This window comes from Brevibacterium sp. CS2 (assembly GCF_005280295.1).
Classification (GTDB): domain Bacteria; phylum Actinomycetota; class Actinomycetes; order Actinomycetales; family Brevibacteriaceae; genus Brevibacterium; species Brevibacterium pityocampae.
This window is the reverse complement of sequence record NZ_CP040020.1, coordinates 1,580,617-1,599,522: the sequence shown is the minus strand read 5'-3', so window position 1 is coordinate 1,599,522 and position 18,906 is coordinate 1,580,617. Positions and strand designations below refer to the sequence as shown.

At 72.0% G+C, this 18,906-nt stretch carries 12 protein-coding genes; 5 read left to right on the top strand and 7 right to left on the bottom strand.

Features of this window, described 5'->3' with window-relative positions:
• Positions 1–44: 44 nt before the first annotated feature.
• Positions 45–1,916 (bottom strand): glutamine--fructose-6-phosphate transaminase (isomerizing), encoded by a 1,872-nt coding sequence (gene glmS, locus FDF13_RS07060; protein ID WP_137319032.1) that lies wholly within the window; start codon positions 1,914–1,916, stop codon positions 45–47.
• Between the two features lie 58 nt (positions 1,917–1,974).
• Positions 1,975–2,097: a hypothetical protein gene (locus FDF13_RS15470; RefSeq protein WP_282599068.1), complete on the bottom strand. Its 123-nt coding sequence runs from the start codon at positions 2,095–2,097 to the stop codon at positions 1,975–1,977.
• A gap of 585 nt (positions 2,098–2,682) precedes the next feature.
• Between FDF13_RS15470 and coaA the strand changes: the two genes are divergently transcribed.
• The 3 genes from coaA to FDF13_RS07045 all read left to right on the top strand — a co-directional run bounded on the left by coaA (position 2,683) and on the right by FDF13_RS07045 (position 7,911).
• Positions 2,683–3,684 carry a type I pantothenate kinase gene (coaA, locus tag FDF13_RS07055; protein ID WP_254668964.1) on the top strand — a complete coding sequence of 334 codons (1,002 nt, stop codon included), beginning with the start codon at positions 2,683–2,685 and terminating at the stop codon, positions 3,682–3,684.
• Positions 3,685–4,367: 683 nt separating this feature from the next.
• Positions 4,368–6,242 carry an ABC transporter ATP-binding protein gene (locus tag FDF13_RS07050; RefSeq protein ID WP_137319030.1) on the top strand — a complete coding sequence of 625 codons (1,875 nt, stop codon included), beginning with the start codon at positions 4,368–4,370 and terminating at the stop codon, positions 6,240–6,242.
• Between the two features lie 157 nt (positions 6,243–6,399).
• Positions 6,400–7,911, top strand: a complete 1,512-nt coding sequence (locus FDF13_RS07045) for a SulP family inorganic anion transporter (protein ID WP_137319029.1) — start codon at positions 6,400–6,402, stop codon at positions 7,909–7,911.
• A 133-nt stretch (positions 7,912–8,044) separates the two neighbouring features.
• On the opposite strand, the gene FDF13_RS07040 is transcribed toward FDF13_RS07045, so the two are convergent.
• The 4 genes from FDF13_RS07040 to rplM all read right to left on the bottom strand — a co-directional run bounded on the left by FDF13_RS07040 (position 8,045) and on the right by rplM (position 11,071).
• Positions 8,045–8,533 (bottom strand): hypothetical protein, encoded by a 489-nt coding sequence (locus FDF13_RS07040; protein WP_137319028.1) that lies wholly within the window; start codon positions 8,531–8,533, stop codon positions 8,045–8,047.
• Positions 8,534–8,540: 7 nt separating this feature from the next.
• A complete protein-coding gene (gene glmM / locus FDF13_RS07035; protein WP_137319027.1) occupies positions 8,541–9,896 on the bottom strand; it encodes a phosphoglucosamine mutase in 1,356 nt (451 codons plus the stop codon).
• 201 nt (positions 9,897–10,097) lie between these two features.
• Complete coding sequence (gene rpsI / locus FDF13_RS07030) at positions 10,098–10,592, bottom strand: 30S ribosomal protein S9 (RefSeq protein WP_137319026.1); 495 nt, start codon at positions 10,590–10,592, stop codon at positions 10,098–10,100.
• A gap of 35 nt (positions 10,593–10,627) precedes the next feature.
• Complete coding sequence (gene rplM, locus FDF13_RS07025) at positions 10,628–11,071, bottom strand: 50S ribosomal protein L13 (RefSeq protein WP_137319025.1); 444 nt, start codon at positions 11,069–11,071, stop codon at positions 10,628–10,630.
• A 248-nt stretch (positions 11,072–11,319) separates the two neighbouring features.
• On the opposite strand from rplM, the gene FDF13_RS14760 reads away from it, so the two are divergent.
• Positions 11,320–13,968 (top strand): hypothetical protein, encoded by a 2,649-nt coding sequence (locus FDF13_RS14760; protein ID WP_217494913.1) that lies wholly within the window; start codon positions 11,320–11,322, stop codon positions 13,966–13,968.
• Positions 13,965–16,175, top strand: a complete 2,211-nt coding sequence (locus FDF13_RS07015) for a hypothetical protein (RefSeq protein ID WP_137319024.1) — start codon at positions 13,965–13,967, stop codon at positions 16,173–16,175. The genes FDF13_RS14760 and FDF13_RS07015 overlap by 4 nt, the downstream gene beginning before the upstream one ends.
• Positions 16,176–16,581: 406 nt before the next feature.
• Here the strand turns inward: FDF13_RS07015 and FDF13_RS07010 are convergent, their stop codons facing one another.
• Positions 16,582–18,903, bottom strand: a complete 2,322-nt coding sequence (locus FDF13_RS07010; RefSeq protein WP_137319023.1) for a bifunctional UDP-sugar hydrolase/5'-nucleotidase — start codon at positions 18,901–18,903, stop codon at positions 16,582–16,584.
• Positions 18,904–18,906: the final 3 nt, after the last annotated feature.

The window sequence follows — 18,906 nt, the reverse complement described above, 5'->3', positions numbered from 1 at the left end:
TGCTGCTCACTCCCCCAGGCGGGCCGCTGCGGGCCCGGTTCGGGTCACTCGACGGTGACGGACTTCGCGAGGTTGCGCGGCTGGTCGACGTCGAGACCCTTGGCGGTGGCGAGCTCCATCGCGAAGATCTGCAGCGGCACCGTGGTGAGCAGCGGCGCGAGCAGCGTGGTGGTCTGCGGCACGTAGATCACCTCGGAGGCGTAGTCGGCGGCGACCTCGTCGCCCTCCTCCGCGATGACCACGGTGTTCGCCCCGCGCGCCCGGACCTCCTGGATGTTGGAGACGACCTTGGCGTGGAGCGAGTCGCGGCCCTTCTGGCTCGGGAGCACGACGAACACGAGCTGACCGGAGTCGATGAGCGCGATCGGGCCGTGCTTGAGCTCGCCGGCGGCGAACCCCTCGGCGTGGATGTAGGCGAGCTCCTTGAGCTTGAGCGCGCCCTCCATCGCCACCGGGTAGCCGACGTGACGGCCGAGGAACAGCACCGACTGCGTGTCCTGCTGGCTCCGGGCGAGGTCGAGGACCTGCTGCTTCCGCTCGAGGAGAGCGCTGATCTTCGCCGGGATCTGCTGGAGCTCCTCGAGGATGACCTCGACCTCGTCGGCGAACTTGTTGCCGCGCAGCTGCGCGAGGTAGAGACCGAGCAGGTAGCAGGCGACGACCTGTGACAGGAACGCCTTGGTCGAGGCCACCGCGATCTCAGGGCCGGCGTGGGTGTAGAGAGCGGCGTCGGACTCGCGCGGGATCGTCGAGCCGAAGGTGTTGCAGATCGCGATGACCTTCGCACCCTGCTCGCGGGCGTGGCGCACGGCCATGATCGTGTCCATGGTCTCCCCGGACTGGGAGACGGCGACGACGAGGGTCTTCTCGGTGACGACGGGGTCCCGGTACCGGAACTCGTGGGCGAGCTCGACCTCGGTGGGGATCCGGCACCAGTGCTCGATCGCGTACTTCGCGACCTGGCCGGCGTAGGCGGCGGTGCCGCAGGCGATGACGACGATCTTGTCGATCGACTTGAGGACGGTCTCGTCGACGTGCATCTCGTCGAGCACGAGCTTGCCGGAGGCGTCCATCCGGCCGAGCAGGGTGTCGTGGACGGCCTGCGGCTGGTCGTGGATCTCCTTATCCATGAAGGAGTCGAAGCCGCCCTTCTCCGCGGCCGCGGTGTCCCAGTCGACCTCGAAGGGCTCGCCGGCGACCTCGCTGCCCTCGAGGTCGGTGATGAGGACGGAGTCCGGGGTGATGGTGACGACCTCGTCCTGGCCGATCTCGAGCGCCTTGCGGGTGTAGTCGATGAACGCGGCGACGTCGGAGCCGAGGAAGTTCTCCCCCTCGCCCAGGCCGATGACGAGCGGGGAGTTGCGGCGCGCGGCGACGACGGTGCCGGGCAGGTCGGCGTGCACGGCGAGCAGCGTGAAGGCGCCCTCGAGCTGCTTCGCGGTCTCGCGCATCGCCTGGGCGAGGTCGCCGCTGGCGCGGTAGTTCTTGGCGAGCTGGTGGGCTGCGACCTCGGTGTCGGTCTCCGACTCGAACTCCACGCCTTCGTCCTTGAGTGCGGCCTTGAGGCTCGCGAAGTTCTCGATGATGCCGTTGTGGATGAGCGCAAGCTTCCCGCCGTCGGCGAGGTGCGGGTGGGCGTTGGCGTCGGTGGGCCCGCCGTGGGTGGCCCAGCGGGTGTGACCGATGCCGGTCATCACCTCGGGCAGCGGGTGCGCCTCGAGCTCCTCGCGCAGGGCACTGAGCTTGCCGGCCTTCTTGGCGCTCGCGAGCGCGTGGTCGGCAGTCACCAGGGCGACGCCTGCGGAGTCGTATCCGCGGTATTCGAGCCGGGTGAGTCCGGCCATGACGACGTCGAGGGCGCCGTGCCCTGCGGTCTCAGGGGTGGACGACGAGACAAAACCTACGATTCCGCACATGGGGAGTACTCTACCGAGTCATCGCCGAATCGAGCATGAGCGCGCTCACTGCGCGTCGTCAGCGGCGCGCGAGCTCGATGATGTCCGCGGTCCGGTCCCCGCCGCGGAGCACGGCCTGGGACAGGGCGGCGGCGCGGTCGTCGCCGAGCCGCATGCCCCAGCCAGTGGCCTCGCCGAGCACGACCTCCGCGGTCGGGCGTCGAGGTCGCCGGCGATGAGCCGCTGGGAGGCGATGGGTTCGCGGACCTGCCCGACGAGGACACCGGTGGAGGGGGTGATCTGGAAGGCGGGGGGCCGGGGCGGCGTGCCCCTGGGCCGGGTTCTGGGCCGAGGCGGCGGCGAGGTCCTGCTCGGCCGGCACGATCTCGGCCAGGATCGCGCCGGCGAGTACGCGCAGTCGCTCAGGGTCGGCGAGCGCGAGCAGGCCGGCTTCCCTGCACCGCGGAGTTCGACAGGTGGGCCTGTCGGCGAGGACCGGAGTGGCCCGTGACACAATGGCACAATGTCCCAGGAGACCGAATCCGCGCCTGACAGCCGCTCCGCCGGGTCCGCGCGCGCCGCCGACACAGGCGAGCGCGCCGCCGACACCGGTCGGCCGGACAGCGGCGACCGACTCGACGGCGCCGGTCACCCGGACCGCACCTCGCAGTCGGGCATTGCAGTGCAGCCCGGCAGTGCCGCGCAGCCGGACCGCACCGCGCAGTCGGGCGACCGTTCCGCAGGCTCCCGCAGCGGCGACAGCCCCGATCTCGATCCGGCGCGTCGGCTGGCGGGCCTCCACACCGCCCGCCCGCGCGCGGACCTCGAATCCTTCGCCTCGCCGTTCCGCGAGTTCGACCGGGAGTCGTGGTCGAAGCTCGCGGAGACCATGCCGCTGCCGCTCACCGCGCAGGACATCGAGCGGCTCCGCGGCCTCGGCGAGACGATCGACCTCGACGAGGTCGCCACGATCTACCTCCCGGTCTCCCGCCTCCTCAACCTCTACGTCTCCGCACGAGGCCAGAAGCACGAGGCGACCCGTGAGTTCTTCGCCCCGCTCCGCGCCGACGGCCGGGACCCGGCACCGCGGCGCACGCCTTTCGTCATCGGCGTCGCCGGCTCCGTGGCGGTGGGCAAGTCGACGACGGCGCGCGTGCTGCGCGAGATGCTCGCCCGCTGGCCCGACACCCCGCGCGTCGAGCTCCTCACCACCGACGGCTTCCTGTTCCCCAACGCAGAGCTCGAGCGCCGCGGGCTCAGCGGCCGCAAGGGCTTCCCGGAGTCCTACGACCGTCGCGCGCTGCTCCGCTTCCTGTCCGCGGTGAAGTCCGGGGCGCCCGAGGTGCGCGCACCTGTCTACTCCCACCACACCTACGACATCGTGCCCGGCGCGCAGATCACCGTGCGCTCCCCCGACGTCCTCATCGTCGAGGGCCTCAACGTCCTGCAGCCGGCGCGCCCCCGCCCCGACGGCCGGGTAGGCATGTCGGTGAGCGACTACTTCGACTTCTCGATCTACGTCGACGCACGGACCTCGGACATCCGCGACTGGTACATCGCGCGCTTCATGAAGCTCAAGCACGGCGCGTTCCAGGACCCCGACTCGTACTTCCACCGCTACAGCCGGCTGAGCGAGGAGGAGGGGCGGACCCTCGCCGGGGAGATCTGGGGCTCGATCAACGCCCCGAACCTCCGGGAGAACGTGCTGCCCAGCCGCGGCCGCGCCGACCTCATCATGCACAAGGCCGCCGACCACGAGATCCGCCGGATCCGCCTCCGCAAGCTCTGAGCACCCCCGCACGCGAGCCGCGGCACCCCGTCCGACGACTGCCGCCCGGTTCCGGGGCCGCTCCAGTGCGGTCTGCCCGGTCCGGGCGCGATCCAGTGCGGTTCTCTGACTGCGGGGTCACCTCAGTGCGGATACCCGCCGGTATCCGCACTGAAGCGGCTCCGGAACGACGGCGCGTGGACTGCCGGACACCTCTCTGGTGCCCGGTTCCGGAGCGCCTGCCGCCGCGGTGCACAGCACCGACACGCACAGCACCGACACGCACAATGCCGAGGTATGCAGTGCCGAGGTATGCAGTGCCGAGGTGTGCAGTGCTGACGAGTGCAACTCCATCGAGCGCAACCCATCGAGCACAGTGCAGTCGAGCACAGCCCGGGCAGTCGAGCACAGTGCGGTCGAGAACAGCACCGACGAGCACAGCCCGGGGAACAAATCCGCGGAGCCGCCGGTTGATACCGGTGTCGTGCTCGGCCCGCCGCGAGTCCAGCCTCGCACGCCGGCCGTCCCGCCACGGGTCGCGGCGCCCGGCGGGCCGCGCGCCACACCCCCGGCACCAGCACCTCCGGAGTCGGCAGCCGCGGGACCAGCACTTCCGGCACCGGCATTCCCGGCCTCGGTACTCCCAGCGCCGGAACCGCGACACCCGGCGCCACCGACTCCCCTCTGCACCCCAGGAGGCTCCTATGAGCATGCCCTCGACGCATATGATCATGCGCCGCACCATCGGGTCCCATTCGACCTCGGCCAAGGGGTCGGGGAAGATCTCGCGCGCCACCGTGCGCCGGATCTTCCGCTTCGCCTCCCGCCACCGCGCCAAGCTCATCGGCTTCCTCGCAGTGTCCGTCCTCGTCTCCGTCATCGGCGTCATCACCCCGATCCTCGCCGGCGACGTCGTCAACGCGATCACCGGCGGCGGCCCGATCTCGGTGATCATGTGGATCGCGATCGCGATGGCCGGCCTGGCGATCCTCGACGCCGGCCTCAGCCTCGTCAACCGCTACCTGTCCTCCCGTGTGGGCGAGGGCCTGATCTTCGACCTCCGCACTGCGGTGTTCGACCACGTGCAGACCCTGCCGATCGCGTTCTTCAACCGGACCCGCACCGGCGCACTCGTGTCCCGTCTCAACACCGACGTCATCGGCGCCCAGCGCGCCTTCTCCAACACGCTCTCCGGAGTCGTGTCGAACGTCGTGTCCCTCGTCCTCACCGTCGGCGTCATGGTGACGATCTCCTGGCAGGTCACCCTGCTCTCCGTCCTCCTCCTGCCGATCTTCCTCGTCCCCGCCCGGATGCTCGGCGGGAAGCTCGCCCTCCTCCAGCACGAGGCGGCGAACCACAACGCCGCGATGTCGACGCGCATGACGGAGCGGTTCTCCGCCGGCGGCGCCACCCTCGTCAAGCTGTTCGGGAAGCCGGACACCGAGTCCCGCGAGTTCGCCGACCGCGCCGGCCGGGTGCGCGACATCGGGGTGCGCACCGCGATGCTCCAGACGACCTTCGTCACCGCGCTCACCCTCGTGTCCGCGCTCGCGCTCGCGCTCGTCTACGGCCTCGGCGGCATCCAGGCGGTGCTCGGCAACCTCAACGCCGGTCAGGTCGTCACCCTCGCGATGCTGCTGACCCGCCTCTACACCCCGCTCACCATGCTCGCCAACGCGCGGATGGACATCATGAGCGCGATCGTGAGCTTCGAGCGGGTGTTCGAGGTGCTCGACCTCAGGCCGCTGCTCACCGAGGCGGCGGAGCCGCAGTCGCTCGACCCGGGCCCGGTCGCCGTGACCTACCGCGACGTCCGCTTCGCCTACCCGTCCGCCGCCGAGGTGTCGCTGGCCAGCCTCGAGGACGTGTCCGTGCTCGACCACCGGGCCGGCACCGAGGTGCTCCACGGGATCGACTTCACCGTGTCACCGGGGTCCACGGTGGCGCTGGTCGGCAGCTCCGGGGCCGGCAAGTCGACGATCGCCTCGTTGCTGCCCCGCCTCTACGACGTCACCGGCGGTGCGGTGCTCATCGGCGGGACCGATGTGCGGGACCTGAGCTTCGACACCCTCAAGCGGACCGTGGGCATGGTGACCCAGGACGGGCACCTCTTCCACGAGTCGATCCGCGACAACCTGCTCCTCGCCCGGGCCGACGCCACCGAGTCCGAGCTCGCCGACGCGATCCGGCGTGCCCGACTCGAGGAGGTCATCGCCGAGCTCCCCGACGGCATCGACACGGTGATCGGCGAGCGCGGCTACCGGCTGTCCGGCGGCGAGCGCCAGCGCCTCACCATCGCCCGGCTGCTCCTCGCCGCTCCCCCGGTGGTCGTCCTCGACGAGGCGACCTCAGCGCTCGACTCGACGAACGAGGCGGCGATCCAGCAGGCGCTCGCCGAGGCGATGGAGGGCCGCACCGCGCTCGTCATCGCCCACCGGCTGTCGACCGTCCGCAGCGCGGACGAGATCCTCGTCATCGAGGGCGGGCGGATCGCCGAGCGCGGCACCCACGAGCAGCTGCTCGCCGCCGGCGGACGCTACGCCGAGCTCTACGAGACCCAGTTCGCCTCCCAGGAGTGAGCCCCGGGTGGGTGCCGGCGCGGCCCCGGCATCCCGTGTCCGGGCGGTGAGGGCGCGGGGATAGAGTGGACGCCGGGTCCCGCCCGCGCACAGCGCGCTCGCGGGCACCTGCCCGCCGCGGCCCACCGCTCACCCCTTTCCGTGCCCGAGGAGCCTCATGCCCGCCACCCCGACCCGCCCCGCGTCCACGCCGGAGGAGCGGCAGAGCGTGCGCGCGACCCTGCGCCGGCCGGCCTGGCTCCGGACCGAGGTGCTCGGAGGGCTCGTCGTCGCCCTCGCACTCATCCCGGAGGCGATCGCCTTCTCGATCATCGCCGGGGTCGACCCGCGGGTGGGCCTGTTCGCCTCCTTCACCATGGCGGTGACGACCGCGATCCTCGGCGGCCGGCCGGCGATGATCTCCGCGGCCACCGGCGCCGTCGCACTCGTCATCGCGCCCCTCGTCGCCTCGCACGGGATGGACTACTTCATCGCCTGCGTGCTGCTCGCCGGGGTGTTCCAGATCCTCCTCGCCGTCCTCGGCGCCGCCCGCCTCATGCGCTTCATCCCGCGCTCGGTCATGGTCGGCTTCGTCAACGCGCTCGCGATCCTCATCTTCATCGCCCAGGTGCCCGAGCTGCTCGGCGTCCCCTGGCTCGTCTACCCGCTGTTCGCCCTCGCACTGCTCATCGTGTTCCTCCTGCCGCGCTTCACCGCGATCGTGCCCGCGCCCCTCGTCGCGATCGTCGTGCTCACCGGGCTCGTCCTCACCTTCGGCTGGGACGTCCCCGACGTCGGCGACAAGGGCGAGCTGCCGGACTCGCTGCCGACGCTGTTCGTCCCCGAGGTGCCGCTGAATCTCGAGACCCAGCAGATCATCGCGCCCTACGCGCTCGCGATGGCGCTCGTCGGGCTCATGGAGTCGCTCATGACGGCGAAGCTCGTCGACGACATCACCGACACCCGCTCGGACAAGACCCGTGAGTCCTGGGGGCAGGGCGTGGCGAACATCGTCACCGGTGCGTTCGGCGGGATGGGCGGCTGCGCGATGATCGGGCAGACGATGATCAACGTCCGCGCCTCCGGGGCGCGCACCCGGATCTCGACGTTCTGCGCGGGCGTCTTCCTGCTCGTCCTCGTCGTCGCGCTCGGTGACGTCGTCGCGCTCATCCCGATGGCCGCGCTCGTCGCGATCATGGTCTTCGTGTCCTGGGCGACCTTCGACTGGCACTCGATCGATCCGCGCACCCTGCGCCGGATGCCCAAGTCGGAGACCGCGGTCATGCTCGTCACCGTCGTCGCCACCGTGTGGACGCACAACCTCGCGATCGGGGTGGTGCTCGGCGTGGTCGTCGCGATGATCGCCTTCGCCAACCGGGTCGCCCACCTCGTGCGCGTCGACCGGGAGCTCGCCGAGGTCAACGGGGTCCCGACTGCGACGTACACCGTCGAGGGCGAGCTGTTCTTCGCCTCCTCGAACGATCTCTACACGATGTTCGACTACGCCGAGGATCCCGCCCGCGTCGTCATCGACCTCACCCGGTCCCACCTGTGGGACGCCTCGACGATCGCCGCCCTCGATTCGGTGACGACGAAGTACGAGGAGCGCGGGACCGAGGTCACCGTCGTCGGGCTCAACGCGGCGAGCCGGCGCATGCGGGAGACGATGTCGGGGATGCTCAACACCTGAGCCGGCCACATGACTGAGCCCGCGGCTGAGCATGCGGCCGGTCACGCTGCGAGGAGCGGCGGCGCGCGGTGACCCGATGCGTGGTCCCGCCCCGGCCGCCTGCGCGGGCGGGCGCGCGCCGGTGGTCCGCGCCTCAGCGCAGCAGGCGAGCCACGGCGGCCAGCAGTGCCGCGGCGGGCAGGCACACGAGGAGCAGCCCGATGAGAAGGACGAGCGAGACCGGCTGGGTGATGATCACCGCGACGACGTAGACGACGATCGGCATGGTGAGCGCGACGAAGGCGACGAGCGGCCAGGTGCGCACCGGCCTGCGGTCACGCTGCGCGGCGGCGGTCTCCGAGCGCCAGGCGAGCGCGCCGACGAGGAGGTTCCCGAGCGTCGCGATCCCGCCCATGACGAGGACGAGGAGCGTGGCGTCGGCGAACCAGCCGAGCACGAACGGCAGGCCGTCGGCGAGTCCGACGAGCAGCGTGAGCCCGGCGACGAGCAGGGTCGCCACGGCGGTGAGGGCGCCTGCGATCCGGCCGACGCGCGCCGGCCGGGCGAGCGGACGCCCGGTCCGTCCGGCCCCGTCACCCGGCATGCCGGGATCGGACGCGCCTGCCGGGGTCCTCGTCATCATGCGCCCCTCAGAGTGCCAGTTCGTCGCGGACCACGGAGGCGAGCCGTTCGGCCTGGGCCTGGGCGGTCTCCTCGGTCTCGGCCTCGACCATGACGCGGATGAGCGGTTCGGTGCCCGAGGCCCGCAGCAGCACCCGGCCGGTGCGCCCGAGCTCGGATTCGACGGCGGACACCTCGGCGGCGACGACCGGGTGGTCGGTGTTCGTCTTGTCGACGCCCTTGACGTTGATGAGCACCTGCGGCAGGCGCGGGATCTCCGCGGCGAGGTCCGCGAGCGAGCGGCGGGTGCGGGCCATCCGGTCCATGAGGTGCAGGGCGGTCTGCACGCCGTCGCCGGTGGTGCCGTGGTCGAGCATGAGCAGGTGCCCGGACTGCTCGCCGCCGAGGTTGAGGCCCTCGGCGAGCATCTTCTCGAGCACGTAGCGGTCCCCGACCTTCGTCTGCACGGTGGCGATCCCGGCCTTCTCCATCGCCAGGCGCAGCCCGAGGTTCGACATCACCGTGGTGACGAGGGTGTCGCGGGCCAGCGTGCCGTCCTCGTGGAGGCCGAGGGCGAGGATGCCCATGATCTGGTCGCCGTCGACCACGCGGCCGAGCGCATCGACGGCGAGGCAGCGGTCGGCGTCGCCGTCGAACGCCACACCGAGGTCGGCGTTGTGCTCGGTCACGGCCTCGGCGAGGCCGGCGATGTGGGTCGAGCCCACCCCGTCGTTGATGTTGTAGCCGTCGGGCTCGGCGGCGGTGACGATGACCTCGGCCCCGCCCTGGCGCAGCGCGGCCGGGCCGACGACGCTCGCCGCGCCGTGGGCGCAGTCGACGACGACGGTGAGCCCGGACAGGGGCGCCTCGCGGTCGCCGTTGAGTCGGTCGACGAGGTATTCGACGTATTCGTCGACGGCGGCGGGGAAGCGGGAGATCCGGCCCACCGCGGCACCGGTCGGGCGGTCCCAGTCCTGGCCGAGGAGCTCGGTGATCCGGTCCTCGAGCGCGTCGTCGAGCTTGGTGCCCCCGCGGGCGAAGAATTTGATGCCGTTGTCCGGCATCGGGTTGTGCGAGGCGGAGAGGACGACACCGAAGTCCGCGCCGGAGTTCTTCACCACGTGCGCCACACCCGGGGTGGGCAGCTCGCCGACGAGCAGCACGTCGACCCCGGCGGCGGCGATGCCGGCGGCCACGGCCGAGGCAAGGAGCTCACCTGAGGCGCGGGTGTCGCGCCCGACGATCGCGAAGGGCCGCGGATCGCCCTCACGGGCGGGTCCGGCGAGCACCCGCGCACCGGCCTCGGCGAGGTCGAGCGCGAGCGCGGCGGTGATGTCGGTGTTCGCGAGGCCGCGGACACCATCGGTTCCGAAGAGACGGGACATGGGTTCCTCGTGGTCGGTCGGGATACGGGTGGCTCGGGAGCGCCGGTCCGGGCGGTGCCGGGCGGTGGAGCACCTGCCCGGTCGTGCGCCGGAGGGAATCGCTGCCGGTACCGGGTCCGGATACGACTCAAGCCCTCGGACGCGGGGTCCGAGGGCTTGAGCGCGGTCAGGCCGGGGTGGGCGCAGACACCGGAAGTGCGATCAGCGCTTCGAGAACTGCGGCGCCTTGCGGGCCTTCTTGAGTCCGGCCTTCTTGCGCTCCGGGACGCGGGCGTCACGGGTGAGGAAGCCGGCCTTCTTGAGCTCGGCGCGGTTGTTGTCGCGGTCGATCTCGTTGAGCGAGCGAGCGATGCCCAGGCGCACGGCACCGGCCTGACCCGAAGGTCCGCCGCCCTTGATGCGCACGTGGACGTCGAAGCGGCCCTCGAGGTCGAGCAGGCGGAAGGGCTCGTTGACGAGCTGCTGGTGCAGCTTGTTCGGGAAGTAGGTCTCCAGGTCGCGGCCGTTGATCAGCCACTCGCCGGTGCCGGGCACCAGGCGGACGCGGGCGATGGCCTGCTTGCGACGACCCACGGCGGCACCGGGGGCGGTCAGGGACTGGCCCCGGCCACCGGCCACGGCTTCGCCCAGACCGGCCGAAGCCGGGGTCTCGGTGGAATATTCGGTCAGTTCGACATCATTGGTGGTATCAGCCACGGTTCTCCTCGGTAAGTTCGTTGCTGCCGGGGCGCTTACTGCGCGACCTGGCTGATCTCGTACGGCTGCGGATTCTGCGAGGCGTGCGGGTGCTCGGCACCCGCGTAGACCTTGAGCTTCCGCATCTGGGCACGACCGAGGCGGGTCTTGGGGACCATGCCGGCCACGGCCTTCTCGACCGCGCGCTCGGGATCCTTGGCCAGGAGCTCGGAGTAGCTGATGCTCTTGATGCCGCCCGGGTAGCCCGAGTGGCGCCAGGCGCGCTTCTTCTCGAGCTTCGCGCCGGTCAGCGCAACCTTGTCGGCGTTGATGATGATCACGAAATCACCCGAGTCGACATTCGGTGCAAAAGTCACCTTGTGCTTGCCGCGCAGCAGCTTCGCAGTCTGCGAGGCAAGCCGACCGAGGACGACGTCAGTGGCGTCGATGACGTGCCACTGGCGCTGAACATCGCCGGGCTTGGGGGTGTACGTACGCAAAGTAGCCTTCTTTTCGTCTATGGATAGCAGCGGCAGGTTCGCATCTCCACAAGGCCGTGATCACGGGAGATGCGCACCGCTCTTCGGTGCTCGGTACGACCGACCACGGCTGACCCGACCCCACCTGCCTGCAACGCGAATAGAGGCTTCTGAGGGGAGCGTGAGAGGACGTACGCAACGACAGACAAATCTACCTCGGCCAGCCGCGTCCGCGCAAATGCTCAGGTGGGTCTCGGTAGAATCGACAGGTGATGCGGACACTGCCGAGGAGCTCCCCCGGTGCCCGCCGGAGCGTCGGCACCCGACCCCGGCGGGCACTTCTCGCGACGCTGCTCGCGCTGCTCATCGCCGCCGCCGCGCTCCTCGGCTCTCCCGGGGCGGCCCAGGCCTCGGGCGCCGCCCCGGGGTCAGGCGCGAGCGAGGGCGCCTCCCCCGCCTCCGATACGCCGGGGTCCGGCCCCGCGGCCGCTCCTGCTGCTGAGTCCCTCGTCATCATCGGCGCCTCCGGCCTGACCTTCGACGACATCGATCCCGAGGCGACCCCGCAGCTCGCGGCCTTCGCCGAGGACGCCGCGCTCGCCAACCTCAGCGTCCGCAGCCTCGCCGCCGCGACCTGCCCCGCCTCGGGCTGGCTCACCCTGGGCTCCGGCGCCCGCGCAGGTGCCGTCGACCTGCCCGATGTGGCCGCCGAGGAGGCCGAGCCGCTCCCTCCGCCGCCCGGACCGGCCGGCTACCCCGTCGTCGAGCCCGATGAGCCCGAGCCCACGCTGGCGCCCGAGGCGAAGGCCCAGCCGACGAACTACGTCCGGGTCCCGCCCCGGCCGGCGGCCGCCTGCCCGGAGATCCGCACCCCGGTGGCCGCCGACGCCCTCGCCGCGGCGGAGGACTCCAGCTCCCCGGACCCGCTCGCCCTCACCGAGCCCGAGGCGCCCGTCGAGGACGCGGTGATCCCGGAGTTCGACCGCATCGCCACCGTCAACGCCGCCTCCGGCTACACCGCCGACCTCGGCGCGCTCGCGGCCCAGGTGCGCGACTCCGGCGGGTGCACGCAGGCGATCGGCCGCGGCGCCGGGTACGCCGTCGCCGGGCCGGAGGGCACGGTCGAGCGCTGGGGGCCCGGCGGCACCCCGCTCGAGGGCTGCGTGCTCACGCTCATCGACGTCGGCGCGGTCGGTGACCCCGGCTGGATCCCGCAGGAGACCGCGCTCGACGGGGCGAGCCAGCTCGCGCGCATCGACCAGCGGATCGGCATGTACCTCGAGGACATCGACCTCGAGACCACCGACGTCGTCATCGCCGGGGTGGGCGACACCTCGAGCCCCTCCCGGCTGCGCGCGCTGCTCGCCGCCGGCCCGAGCTACGAGGCCGGCATCCTCACGAGCTCCTCGACCCGCCAGTCCGGCACCGCCCAGCTCAGCGACGTCGCCTCGGCCGCCCTCACCCGGGTGGCCGGTCAGGCGGCCCCGCCGGAGGCCGCCGACGCCGCCTGGAGCGTCGCACCCGGCGAGGGATCAGCGGCCGAGCGCCTCGACACCCTGCGCGCCTCGGCGGCGGAGGCGGCCACGGTCCACGAGCACGCGCAGACCTTCTCCGTGCTCCTCGACGTCCTCCACTACCTCCTGTTCTTCGCTCTCGGAGGGCTGCTCCTCGTCACCCTCCACGAACGCCTGGGCCGAGCGGGCAGCGCGCGCGTGCACCGGATCCTCGGCTGGGTGGGACTCGGCCTCGCGGTGATCCCCATGGGCTCGTTCCTCGCCGGGCTGCTCCCCTGGGCGCGCTTCGGATCACCGGCCGCCGGGCTCGGCCTGGCGGTGCTCGCCGGGTCCGCCGCGCTCCTCGCGATCGCCGTCGCCGGCCCGTGGCGGCGCACCTTCGCCGGGCGGGTCGCCGCGGTGTCCGTCACCACCGCGGTCGTGCTCGCCGTCGACATCGCGCTCGGCTCCGCGCTCCAGTTCAACGCGCTCATGGGCTACAACCCGATCGTCGCCGGGCGCTTCTACGGGCTCGGCAACCAGGGCGCGGCGCTCTTCATCGTCGCGGTGTTCCTCGGCCTGGCGATCGTCTCCCGCCGGCTGCTCGCACGCGGCCGGCGCGGCTGGGCGATCGCGCTCGTCGCGCTCGTCGGACTCGCCTCGGTCGCCACGCTCGGCAATCCGGCGTGGGGGGCGAAGTTCGGCGGGACGATCGCCACGCTCGCCGGCTTCCTCGTCCTCCTCGCGCTGCTCCTCGGGATCCGCCTCAACCTGTGGCGCCTCGCCCTCATCGGCGCGGTGTCGCTCGCCGCGATCCTCGGCATCGCCGTCCTCGACTACCTGCGGCCCCCAGCGGCGCGCTCCCACTTCGGCGCCTTCTTCGGTCAGATTCTCGACGGCCAGCTGTTCACGGTGATCGGCCGGAAGCTCGCGGCGAACCTCAACATCATGGTCATCAACCCCGCGCTGGCGGTCATCGTGCCGCTCGCGGTCGTCGCGATCCTGTTCTTCCTCGCCTACCTCGCCCGGTTCGCCCCCACCCGCCGCCTCACCCGGCCCTGGGCGGGGCGGCTTCCCGAGGTGCTCGCGGACCCCACGCTGCACGCCGGCTTCCTGGCCGTCGCCGTCGGACTCGCGGTGGGCGGGGCGATCACCGATTCGGGCATCGCGGTCCCGGCCACCGGCGCGATGATGTTCCTCCCGCTGCTCCTCGCGCTGTGCGCCGACACCGTGCCGGGCCGGGGCCGGGGCCGGGAGGACGGTCAGGCCGGTGAGGCCCGTCGCGCGGCGGGCGCCGGGCCTGCGGGTGCCGGGCCCGCGGGTGCCGAAGATGCGGGCGGCGGGCCGGCGGGTGCCGCCGGCACTGCCGGCCTGCGGGGCACCTCGGGCTCCGGCTCGCAGGGTGCCTCGGGGGGACGCGCATGATCCGTCGCCTGCTCCTCGTCCTCCTCGCCACCTGCGCGCTCGTCACCGGGATGCCGTGGGCCGCCGTCCCGAGCTCCGGGCCCTCGGTGCCCATCGGTGCCGCTGCCTCAGCAGCCGGGGCCCAGGGATCCGCTGCCTCGACAGCCGGAGTCCCGGGGTCGGCATCGGCCGGGTCCGCGCTCGGTGGGACGCCCGCGCACGCGATCCCCCCGGTCGTCGCCGGACCGACGGTGTTCGTCGGGGTGAGCGGCCTGACCTTCGAACAGATCGACCCGTACCTCACCCCGCACCTGTGGTCGCTCGTCGAGGACGGCGCGATCGGCACGATGACGCCGCGCAGCGTCCGCTCGACGAGCTGCCCGGTCGACGGCTGGCTGGCGATCGGCTCGGGGCGGCGCGCAGCCGACGAGGCCCACCGCATCTGCCGCGACCCCGGCGAGCCCGTCGAGTCGTGGGTGCCCGACTGGGCCGTCTACCGCCTCCAGGCCGAGCAGGACAACTACGACGCCCCGCTCGGCACCCTGCACGAGGCGATCGCGGACGTCCACGCGATCGGCCCGGGCGCGGCGATCGCCGCCGCCGGCGCCGACGGCCGGGTCGATTCCTACGCCCCGGTATCCGAGGACCTCGCCGCACAGGTCGGGGAATCCGCCGCGGAGCACCCGCTCACCGTGCTCGACCTCGGCAACACCCAGGAGCCCGGGTACTCGCTCATCGCGCTCGATGCGCAGATCGGCGAGGTGCGCGAGGCGCTCGCCCACACCCCCGAGCCCGGTGCCCGCCCCGCCGACGGCGCCCCCACGCTCATCGTCGCCTCGATCTCCGACGGCTGGTCCGAGTCGAGCGCGATGCAGTTCTCCGCCGTCGTCGGCCCCTTCCACGACTCCGGTGTGCTCACCTCGACCTCGACCCAGCAGCCCGGCCTCGTGCAGACCACCGACATCCTCCCCACCCTGGTCCGCCACGCCCCGGCCGTGCCGGAGCGCAACTTCGCCGGTGCCCCGCTCGAGGAGACCGGATCCGACGCCGAGGCGCCCGCCCGGTACCAGCAGATGCTCGACCGGCAGGTCGCAGTGGCCACGCAGGCCGCACTGTCGGTGTGGTTCTTCCCGGTCATGGCGTCGATCCTCGCTGTGCTCCTCGTCATCGCGGTGCTCGTGGGCCGGCGCGACATGGATCGGGTGCGGGGCCCGCTGCGCGGCCTGGGCCTGTTCTTCGCGGCGCTGCCGGTGTCGACCTACCTCGTCAACCTCGTCCCCTGGGAGCGCTCGACGAGCCCGGACGTCGCGATGCTCGCCGCGCTCGCCGGCTGGGCGCTCGCGCTCACGCTCCTCGGGCTGCTGGGGCCGTGGCGGCACCGGGTGCTCGGTCCGATCACCGTCATCGCCGCCGCCACCGTGCTCGTCCTCGCCGCCGACGTCATCGCCGGATCGCCCCTGCAGATGTCGACGCTGCTCGGGGAGCCGCTGCTCATCGCCTCGCGCTTCTACGGCATCGGCAACTCCGCGCTCGCGCTGTTCTGCACCGCGCTCGTGTTCCTCCTCGGCGTCGTGTGCCAGGCGATCGGCAATCGCTGGGTGCGGCTGACGACGGTGCTCGTCACGACGCTCGCCGCCTGCATCCTGCTCGCCACCCCCGGTCTGGGGACGAAGTTCGGCTCCGTGCCCACGCTCATCATCGGCCTCGCGGTGCTCGCCCTCGCCGCCGCCGGGGTCCGCCTGTCGATCAAGCGGCTGCTCCTCATCACCGGGGCGGCCGGGCTCGCCATGCTGCTCGTGCTCGTGCTCGACTGGCTGCGGCCGGCCGAGCAGCGCACACACTTCGGCCGGTTCTTCGACTCGATCCTCAGCGGGGAGGCCGGCGCGGTGCTCATGCGCAAGATCGGGATGAACATCGACATCCTCACGCAGAGCTGGATGACGCTGCTGCTGCCGGTGATCATCGCCGGGGTGTTCTGGGTGATCCTCAGCCCGCGCCGCGTCTCCGTCCCGCATCTGCCCGAGCTGTACCGGCGGTATCCGATGATGCGCGCCGCGATGGCCTCGCTCGCGGTGCTCCTGGCGGTGGGTACGGTGATCAACGACTCCGGCATCGTCGTGCCGGCCGTCGGCATCCTCTTCATCATCCCCGCGTTCGCCCACCTCGTCGGCCAGGCCGAGGCGGAAGCGATCCGCACCGAACGATCCGGCGGGCGCGAGGAGCACTGACCTCGGCCTTTCCCCCGCCGATGCAACTCTTTCTGCAAACTGCACCTGTCTCTCCGGTCGGTCGGCCCCGATGCGACTGAATTCAGCCGCCCGGAGCAGAAACACCCGCATCGGCGGGTGAGCGCCCCGAGCAGGAACGGCTGCATCGCCAGGTGAGCAGCGCCGAGGCTCGGGGGCCGGGCCGGATCGCGCGGGCGGTCCGGGCGAGCTCCATCGCCGAACGACTCCGGCCCCCTCCCGACCGTGTGGGTCGGGAGGGGCCGGAACTGCAGTACCCGGTTCGGTGGCCGGCGTACAGCTGACGCATGCGGCCGTCGGCCTGCGCTGTGCAGCCGGGCCGTTCAGCTGGATCAGCCTGTGCCGTTCAGCCGGACCGGATCAACCGAGCCGGATCAGCCGGTGCGGATCACTGTGCGGTCTTTCTCCGCACTGCCACGACGGCTGCCGATCCTGCGATGAGGAGCACGAGCGCTGCGGCGAGCGCGCCGGCGATCTCGGATCCGGTGCGGGGCAGCGATCCGTCGGCGCGGTCGTCGCGACCGTCGTCCTGACCGCCGCGCCCGTCGTCACCGCCGTTGCCGCCGTCACCGCGGCCGTCGTCGCCGCCGGGGCCGGGAGCCGGGTCGCTCGGCCGCGGGCTCTCGCTCCCGTCGTCGTTCCCGTCGTCCTCGTTCCCGTCGTCGCTGCCGTTGTCGTCGTCACCGGGGGCGTCGTCCTCGGTCACCCGGTAGGCGGCCTCGGCCGAGTGGACGAGCGGCATCGGGTTGTCGTCCCACCACTCCGACGCCGGGTCGGCGGTGATCCGTGCGGTGAAGGTGTGCTCGCCCGGCTCTCCCCCGCTCAGCGAGAACGGGATCTCCGCGCCCGCCGGGAGCTCGGTGACGAGCGCGGTGTTCGGCTGCTCGCCGGCGCGCTCGCCGAAGTCGGCGGTCACGCCCTCGGGCAGGGACAGGGTGATGAGGAACGGCCCTTCGACAGCCTCGGTGTTCGTCGACTCGATGACGTACTCACCGGAGTCGTCATCGGAGTAGCTGATGCCGACCTCCGCGGTGCCGTTGTGCACGATGTCGAGCGCGGCGTCGGCCTGACGCTCGTCGGTGTCCGGGCCGATCGGTGAGTTCTCGTTGAAGTAGCGCTCCCACAGCTCGAAGTCGGTGAGTCCCGACTGCTCGAAGGTGCCGCCAGTGAACGAGGTGAAGTTGTCGCCGCCGGCGGCGAGGAAGCTCAGCGTCGCGACACGGTACTCCGCGTTCGGATCGATCTCCTCGCCGTCGACCAGCACCGAGAGCACCCGCTCGCCGCGGGGCGCCTCGGAGTCGTAGACCACGTCGAGCTCATCGGAGATGCCGAGGTGGAGGAACGGACGCGAGGCGCCCTCGGGCTGCCACTGCTCCTCGAACAGGCCGATGACGTCCGAGCCCGCGAGCGTCACGACGCCGTGGTCGTTGGCGAAGGGCAGCACTTGGTTGAGCTCGCCGACGGTGACCTCGCAGCGCTCCTCGCTGCCGAACTGGTCGTCGCATTTGAGGTCGGTCCGCAGGCCGCCGGGGTTGGTGATGCCGAAGTCGGCCGGGGCGAGCTGCGAGTACCCGGTGCCCTGGGCGAGTGCGTCGGCGACGAGGTTGCCGAGCGTCGACTCCGCACCGCGGTCCTCACGGCCCTCCTCGGTGAAGGCGCGGGTGATGTCCTCGGTGATGGAGCCGGCGACTTCGGAGCCGATCTCCTTCGACTTCGCGACGGCCTCGTCGATGATCCGCTGGGCCTCATCGACGACCGGGGAGTCGTGGGTGACGTCCTCGGTGGGCAGGATCTCCTGCGTGTCGACGGTCCAGGTGCCGTCCCCGGTCGAGGTGAGGACGAGCTGTCCGACCGCCTCGCCGTAGTAGCCGGACTGGAGCAGCGGGCGGGTGCGCTCGGTGCCGGGCACGGGCGCCTCGAACGCGAAATCGGTGTGGGAGTGGCCGAAGAACATCGCGTCGACCGACTCGTGGCCCTCGGTGGCGAGCGTGCCGAACTCGGAGTTCGAGGCGACGGCCGCATCGAGGGACGAGGTGTCGCTCGGGCCGAGGTGCGCCTGCACGACGGTGAGGTCGGGGCGCTCGGCCTCCGGCAGCTCCTCGAGCTCGCCGGCCACGCGGTCGACGGCGGCGGTGGGGTCGCCGAAGTCGAGTCCGGCGATCCCGTCGGGGCTGACGAGGGACTCGGTGTCCTCGGTGACGACGCCGATGACCGCCACGCGCACGCCCTCGACGTCGAGCATCGTGTGGGACTCGAGGCCCGGGGCCACGTCCTGCGTGCCCTCGGTGTAGACGTTCGCAGCGAGGTGCGGGAAGTCCGCGGTGTCGCTCACGCGGCCGGTGAGGTCGTCGATCCCGCGGTCGTACTCGTGGTTGCCGGTCGCGGTCGCGTCGAGGCCGATCGCGTTGAGGAACTCGAGCGTCGGGGTGTCCTGCTGGGAGGACGACTCGTAGGTCGAGGCGCCGATGTTGTCGCCGGTCGACAGCAGCGCGGTCCCGATGTCCGCGTGGGCGGCCCGCTCGCGCTCGACGACCGAGGCGACGTTCGCGCCGGTGCTGTCGAGGCGGCCGTGGAAATCGGTGATGCCGAGGAGCTGGATCTGCGTGCCGGCGGGTGCCTCTGCGAGCACGGGGACTGCTCCGAGCGGCAGGACGAGGCCGGCGGCCGCGGCGGTGCCGACCGCGAGCCGAGCGGTGATGCGTCTGGTCATGTG

Bases quoted from the DNA above. Each gene is read 5' to 3' on its own strand.
- glmS (WP_137319032.1), bottom strand. From the start codon at position 1,916: ATGTGCGGAATCGTAGGTTTTGTCTCGTCGTCCACCCCTGAGACCGCA.
- FDF13_RS07050 (WP_137319030.1), top strand. From the start codon at position 4,368: ATGAGCATGCCCTCGACGCATATGATCATGCGCCGCACCATCGGGTCC.
- FDF13_RS07045 (WP_137319029.1), top strand. From the start codon at position 6,400: ATGCCCGCCACCCCGACCCGCCCCGCGTCCACGCCGGAGGAGCGGCAG.
- FDF13_RS07040 (WP_137319028.1), bottom strand. From the start codon at position 8,533: ATGATGACGAGGACCCCGGCAGGCGCGTCCGATCCCGGCATGCCGGGT.
- glmM (WP_137319027.1), bottom strand. From the start codon at position 9,896: ATGTCCCGTCTCTTCGGAACCGATGGTGTCCGCGGCCTCGCGAACACC.
- FDF13_RS07015 (WP_137319024.1), top strand. From the start codon at position 13,965: ATGATCCGTCGCCTGCTCCTCGTCCTCCTCGCCACCTGCGCGCTCGTC.
- FDF13_RS07010 (WP_137319023.1), bottom strand. From the start codon at position 18,903: ATGACCAGACGCATCACCGCTCGGCTCGCGGTCGGCACCGCCGCGGCC.